General features: G+C 73.6%; 5 protein-coding genes and 1 pseudogene. 2 read left to right on the forward strand and 4 right to left on the reverse strand.

Annotated elements, in window-relative coordinates; all coding sequences use genetic code 11:
• Positions 1–170: 170 nt before the first annotated feature.
• Together EYA84_RS24035 and EYA84_RS24040 are read right to left on the reverse strand one after the other, a co-directional pair.
• Entirely contained in the window at positions 171–1277 is a 1107-nt protein-coding gene (locus tag EYA84_RS24035; protein WP_131055586.1) for a glycosyltransferase, read from the reverse strand.
• Complete coding sequence (locus EYA84_RS24040) at positions 1264–2271, reverse strand: glycosyltransferase family 2 protein (protein WP_131055588.1); 1008 nt, start codon at positions 2269–2271, stop codon at positions 1264–1266. The genes EYA84_RS24035 and EYA84_RS24040 overlap by 14 nt, the downstream gene beginning before the upstream one ends.
• 177 nt (positions 2272–2448) lie before the next feature.
• Here EYA84_RS24040 and EYA84_RS24045 point away from each other — a divergent pair, with 177 nt between their 5' ends.
• Positions 2449–3216: an enoyl-CoA hydratase/isomerase family protein gene (locus tag EYA84_RS24045; protein ID WP_236145930.1), complete on the forward strand. Its 768-nt coding sequence runs from the start codon at positions 2449–2451 to the stop codon at positions 3214–3216.
• Positions 3217–3362: 146 nt separating this feature from the next.
• Here the strand turns inward: EYA84_RS24045 and EYA84_RS24050 are convergent, their stop codons facing one another.
• Both EYA84_RS24050 and EYA84_RS24055 read right to left on the reverse strand, forming a co-directional pair.
• Positions 3363–4889 (reverse strand): FAD-dependent oxidoreductase, encoded by a 1527-nt coding sequence (locus EYA84_RS24050; RefSeq protein WP_131055592.1) that lies wholly within the window; start codon positions 4887–4889, stop codon positions 3363–3365.
• Positions 4890–4995: 106 nt separating this feature from the next.
• Entirely contained in the window at positions 4996–5472 is a 477-nt protein-coding gene (locus tag EYA84_RS24055) for an MSMEG_6728 family protein (protein WP_131055594.1), read from the reverse strand.
• A gap of 93 nt (positions 5473–5565) precedes the next feature.
• Here EYA84_RS24055 and EYA84_RS24060 point away from each other — a divergent pair.
• A pseudogene (locus EYA84_RS24060) lies at positions 5566–6273 on the forward strand (NAD-binding protein); the annotation flags it as partial.

Genomic DNA, 6273 nt, shown 5'->3' on the forward strand with positions numbered 1-6273 from the left:
CCACCCACCCACCCACCCGCCCCGCCCGCGCGATCCCGTCCGCCCCGCGCCGCCCGGATTCCGCCGATCATGGAGTGGTGGTCAGTGCAAAGAGGGCTCAAAGGTGCGTATCGCCTACCACCACTCCATGATCGCCGAGGGAAGAGGGGGGCGGGGGCGGGGCGACGAGGTCAGCGGAGGGCGGCGTAGAGGGATTCCAGGGCGCGGGTTTGGCGGTGGAGGTCGAAGCGGGTGGCGGCGTGACGGTGGGCGTGGTCACCGAGACGGTGGCGTAGGCGTGTGTCGGTGAGGAGCCGACGGAGGTTGGCGGCGAGAGCGGGTGGATCGGCCTCGGGTCCGAGCAGGCCGTTCACCTCGTGCGTGACCGCTTCGGGGATGCCGCTGTGGTACGTCGACACCACCGGTACGCCCAGACTCGCCGCCTCCAGGATCGTGGTGGGAAGCCCCTCGGTGTCGCCGTCGGCGGCGGTACGGGACGGGGCGGCGAGCACCCGGGATCCGGCGATGTGTCGCATCACCTCGTCCGGTGGCAGTGCCCCGGCGAAGGTGGCGTCCACTCCCGACCGCTCGGCCTGGGCGCGTACGTGGGCGTGCAGTGGACCGGTGCCGATGAGCAGTACCCGGGGGCGCAGATCGTCGAGCAGGCTCACGGCCTCGACGAGGTCGTCCACGCCCTTCTTCTCGACGAAGCGGCCGACGAAGACGACGTCCCAGTTCTTGGGGCCGTTGGGCGGCTCGGCCGGTACGGGTACGCCGGTGTGGTGGACACGTACCTTGGTCGGGTCCGCGCCCAGCTCCAGCGCCCGGTCGCGGATCGGGCCGGAGACGGCCAGGATCATCGCGGCCCGGTCGAAGGCGGTCCGGAGGTGACGTCGGTGGCGGGTGCCCCGCCAACCCGGGGTGGACGGCTGTCGGGTGACGTCCAGCCCGTGCAGGGTGATCACCAGCGGGATGCCGAGCCGGGTCGCGGTGCGGCTGACCAGCCAGCCGTCTCCGCCGAAGTGGGCGTGGACCACGTCGGGCCGGAGCCGGGCCAGCATCCGGTGCAGGCGGGGCAGCTCGCCGGTCAGCCGGAGCCGCAGCCAGTCCCGGCGGCCACGGGGGGTGTCCGGGCAGAGCAGGACGTCGGTGTCCCGGCTCAACGGCGAGTCGATCCGGACCGCACCCAGGTGGACCGCGCGCCAGGTGGGCAGCGCGTCGGCCTGGTGGCGGACGAACGTCTCCGACCCGGGCAGCAGGCAACTCCGCCAGACCACCACGACCCTATCGCCGGACATCGGCTCCGGGCTCCGCCGCCACCGGGTCCGAGGTGGGAGGCGGGGCAGGGACGGGGCGTACGGGTCGACGGCCGAGGATGCGATCGCGTACCCGGTGGCGCAGGGATGGTGGGATCAGCCAGATCTGCGCGAACGTGAGGTAGTCGACCAGCCCCGGGTCGCCGTGCCGGTGTGCTTCGGCCAGCAGCAGGCGGAAGACCCGGAGACTGCGGGTGGGCGCGGCCATCGAGCTGATGATGCTCATCGTGATCGCCGCGTACGCGCGCGGGGTGATCAGCGGCCGGATGCCGCGCAGCCAGGCGAGTTGCGCCTCCCACGGCGAGCTGAGGCTGATCCGGGGACGGTCCTCGTCCTGGTGCCACAGCACCAGCGGTTCGGCGGCGAAGACCAGTGCGACGTCGGGGTGGCCGGTGGCGCGGACGGTCCAGTCGAGTTCCTGCTGCCGGCGTAGGCCGACGGTGAACGGGACCCGGCGCAGCAACTCGGTCGGTGCCATGATCGTCGAGGTCTGGATGAAGCCGTCACCGTGGAACAGGCCCCGGCGCACGGTCAGGTACTCGCTGATCGGCTCGCCCGGCTCGGGGAGGCGGCGGGGCAGCACGAACTCCGCCCGGGGCGTCTTGTTGATCAGACGGCTGGCCACGACCGGGCTGGGCACGCGGGTGCGTCGGGCCAGGTCGAGCTGGACGGCGAGCTTGGTGGGCAGCCATTCGTCGTCATCGTCGAGCAGTGCCGTCCACGGCGCGCGGGCCTCGCGTACGCCGCTGTTGCGGGCGTTCGGCGCGCCGCCCCGGCCGGGCAGCTCCACCACGCGTACCCGGGGGTCGCCGATCTCGGCGAGGGCCGCGCCGGTGGCGGCGTCCGGTCCGTCGACGACCACGATGACCTCGATGTCGGTCACGGTCTGGGCGAGGACGCTGCGGACCGCGCGGGTCACCAACGCGGGCCGGGCGAAGGTCGGCACGACCACGCTGACCTGGGGTGTGGAAACCATGCTCACCTGCTCGCTCGGGCCGGGTGGGAGGTGCGCGCAGGACGACGCTGTCAGGCGTGGGCGGCCCGCCGGTGAATGCCGGGCAGCTACCAGGCGTACACCTCGGGTCACCGGACGGCCGACGGGCCCGGCGGCGGTGCGGGTTACCCTCAGGCCGTCGGCAGGAGGGGGTGGACGGTGGCGGACGCGGAACTCGTGGTCGAGGTGACCGGCCCGGTGGCCACGGTGGTGATCCGCAACCCGGGTCGCCGCAACGCGATGACGACGGCGATGTGGCGGCAGCTGCCGGTGCTGCTCGACGGCCTGGAGGCCGATCCGGCGGTACGCGTCCTGGTGCTCACCGGCGCGGACGGCACCTTCTGCGCCGGTGCCGATCTGGGTGACCTCGACGAGGTGCTGGACCCCGGTGACGGCAACGTGGTGGACGTGGCGGAGCAACGGCTGGCCGACGTCGCCAAGCCGACCGTCGCCGCGGTGCAGGGTGCCTGCGTCGGCGGCGGCTGCCTGCTCGCCGTCGCCTGTGACCTGCGGCTGGCCGCCGATGACGCGCGGTTCGGCGTACCGCCTGCGCGGCTCGGCCTGGTCTATCCGGCGCCGGCCACCCGACGGCTGACCCGGCTGGTCGGCCCGTCGACGGCCAAACACCTGCTCTTCACCGGTGAGCTGGTCGACGCCGGCCGGGCGCTGCGGACCGGCCTGGTGGACGAGGTGCTGCCCGGCGACGGTCTGGCCGCCCGGGTCGACGCACTCACCGCGACGATCGCCGAGCGTTCACAGCTCAGCGTCGCCGCCGCCAAGGAGATCGTGGACGGTCGGGCCGACGCGGACCGCGTCGCCTGGTGGCACGGGCAGGCGCGGGACAGCGGCGAGGCTCGGGAGGGCGTCGCGGCCTTCCACGAACGGCGTCCGGCCCGGTTCGGCTGGACCCCGCCTACTGCCGGCTGACCCGCCCGCCTGAGCTGCTCGGCCTGACCGGCTCGCCCTGACTTGCCGGTGCTGGCCCGGCCGCGCCGACCTGCTCGCCCTGACCCGGCCGCCGCGACCCGCTCGCCCTGATCCTGCCGGTCAGGGGGCGGGCGAGAACCGACGGCTCAGGGACGGGCGAGCAGACCTCGGGGGCGTACCGAGTGGATCGGCTCGGCCGCGCCCCCCTCGGCCCGCAGGATGTGGTTGGCGGCCAGGATGCCGGTGGCCGCGGACCGTTCCATCAGCGCGCTGGGGAAGTCGGTGCGGATGCCGTCGCCGGCCAGGTAGAGCCCGGCGGCCTCGGTGCGTACCCCGGGCCGGCCGGGATGACTGCCGGGGGTGAAGGCGGGGGCCTTGGCCTCGACCCGGGCACGCCGCTCGCGGACCCGCAGCCGGTGCGCCTCCGGCCAGAGCGCGCCCAGCTCGGCCCACATCCGGTCGGCCACCTCGTCGGCGGGCACGTCCGGATCGCAGGCGTACGCGTGCAGCTCGATCACCGAGCCGCCGGTCTGCGCGGCCCAGCGTCGCGGCTCCTCCTCCAACCGGTGGTACAGCGTCACCGAGTCCAGGGTGGCCTGCCGGGACACCCCGTTGAAGGTCGCCCGACCCGGGTCCACGTCCCCGTCGCACCAGTGCCTCGCCACCGCGTACGGCGGGCCGGGCCGACCGTACGCGGGCATCGCCGCCGCCAGCGTCGGTGCCTCCTCGGCCAGTGCCGGTGCGGCAGCGACCAGGTCGGCCAGGGCCGGCGGGTCGAGGGCCAGCACCACGTGCCGGGCCGGGTACGAGCCGTCGGTGGTGCGTACCCGCCAGCCGGTGCCCTCACGGTCCAGCGCGGTCGCCGCGACACGGGTGCGGACGCGACCGCCGTGGCGTTCCACGTACCGGGTCAGCGGCTGCCAGATCGCGGTGGCGTAGTCCTCGTCCGGGCAGTCGAAGGCCAGCCCCTCGGGGTTGCCGAGCAGATAGAAGTGGAACTGCGCGATCATCTCGGCGGCCGACATCTGCGCCTCGTGGTTGAAGAACGAGTGCGAGAAGACCTCGAAGAGCATGGCCCGGGCGCGGTCCGGCAGCCGCAGCGAGGTGAGCAACTCGTCGGCGGTGCGGTGGTCGAACTCGGCGTAGGTGCGCTCCGGGTGGTAGGTCAGCAGCGGCAGGGCGGCGTCCCGGTCCATCGTGCGCAGGTCACGCAGCCGCAGGCTGGGGCTGCGGGCGAGCAGGGTGAGCAGGTTGGCCGGCGGGGCGGGTGGCAACCGTCCGAACTCCTCGGTCGGCCACTGCGCGCTGAGCACCGGGTAACCGGGCATCGGGCGCAGGAACCGCAGCGTCGGATCGACCCGACGCAGGATGTTGCGCCAGTTGTAGTACTGCCGGAAGAAGGCGTGGAAGCCGTGTTCGTCGACCTGCGGGGTGCCGTCGGCGAGCGCGTCGGGCCAGGCGCCGAGCCGGCCGCCGAGCGTCGGCGCGGCCTCCAGCACCGTCACCTCGACACCGCGTTCGGCGAGCACCACCGCCGCCGACATGCCGGCGATGCCGCCACCGACCACGACCGCCTGCACGGGACGCGGCACCCGGGTCGCGCCACCGCCGCCCGGGTCCACCTGGTGCGGCCGTACGCCGATGAGCCGACCGAACACCTGAGACAGCTTCACACCGCACCTCCCGATCGCCCCACAGTCTGCCCGACGCGGTCGGCAGCGCCCGAAGTGTAAGGAGGGGACCCCTGTAATACACGAGGCGATAGCAGGGGGCCCTTCCTTACACGGTGGGGCGGCGGTCGGAGTCGGGCCAGACGTACTCGACGTCGATGGGGGTGTCGTCCCCGAAGATCGGGCGGTAGTGCGTGGGATCCTTGCGCAGCAGCGACGAGCGGTGGCTCAGGTGCAGGTCGGCGCGACCGAGCCAGGGCGGCAGCTCACCCGCCTCGGCCAGCTCCTGCTGGGTACGGACCCGCGTGATGTCCCGGGCGTCGGCGAGGTCGACGGTCAGCGTGGTGGCGCAGGTGTCGGCCCGTCCGGTGGCGCTCCAGACCGCGCAGACGTCCAGGCCGTACCGGGTGAGGGCCTCCTCGTAGCCGGTCCACATCTTCACCGCGGGGTGGTGCCGCCAGCCGTACCCGGGGCGGGTCAGTCCACGCAGCACCTGGATCGCCTCCACCCGCTGCTTGCCGAGCCGCCGTTGGTCCAGCACGTGGGCGCTGGCCAGGAAGTCCGGGTACGGCAGGAAGGTCTGCATGGGGCTTGCCGTACCCGTCCTCGACCCGGACATGCCGGGCAGGGGTCTTCATGATCGTCGCGGGGCTGCGCGGACTGCGACCGGCTGTTTACCATGCGAAGCATGGCGGAGCCGCTGATCGATCGCGCCCGGCGGGCAGGCCGCCGGTTGCGGGTCAACGGCGAGCCACGGGCGCACTACGTGGTCTGCGGCCAGGATCCGCTGGCGTACTGGGTGGTGCGGGCGATGCTGGCCAGCGAGACGCAGACCGGGCGGTTGAGGATCACCCTCGTCGTGCCCGAGCGGCAGCGGTCGCCCGGCCCGGACGGGCGTGACCTGCCCGGCATCGAGGTGGTCCCGGCCGACCGGCTGGACGAGGCGACGTTCCGCCGGGCCGGGTTGGCCGGCGCGGCCGGGTTGGCCCTGTTGCACCAGGATGACGTGGGCAACATGCAGGCCGCCCTCTGCGCGCAGGAGGTCGAGCCCCGGCTGCGGCTGGTCGTGCGGATGTTCAACACCGGCCTGGCCAACGGCGTACGGCAGATCTTCCCCGACTCGTCGGTGCTCTCCGACGCCTCGATGGCCGCCCCGGCCTTCGTGGCCGCCGCGCTCGGCGAGGTCGCGCCGACGCACTTCCGACACGGCGGGCGCACCCTGTACGTGGCCCGCCGCGACGACGTCCGCCCGAGCGAGATCGTCTGCGGGGTGGCCGACACCCGCGACCCCCAGCAGGACCTGGTGCTTCCCGCCGACGACGAGGACGCCGACGTGGTGCTCGCGGAGGCCGTCGGCCGCCCGGCCGGCACCGAGGCTGTCGCTGAT

The sequence above is a fragment of the Verrucosispora sp. SN26_14.1 genome, assembly GCF_004307965.1.
In the GTDB taxonomy this organism is placed as follows: domain Bacteria; phylum Actinomycetota; class Actinomycetes; order Mycobacteriales; family Micromonosporaceae; genus Micromonospora.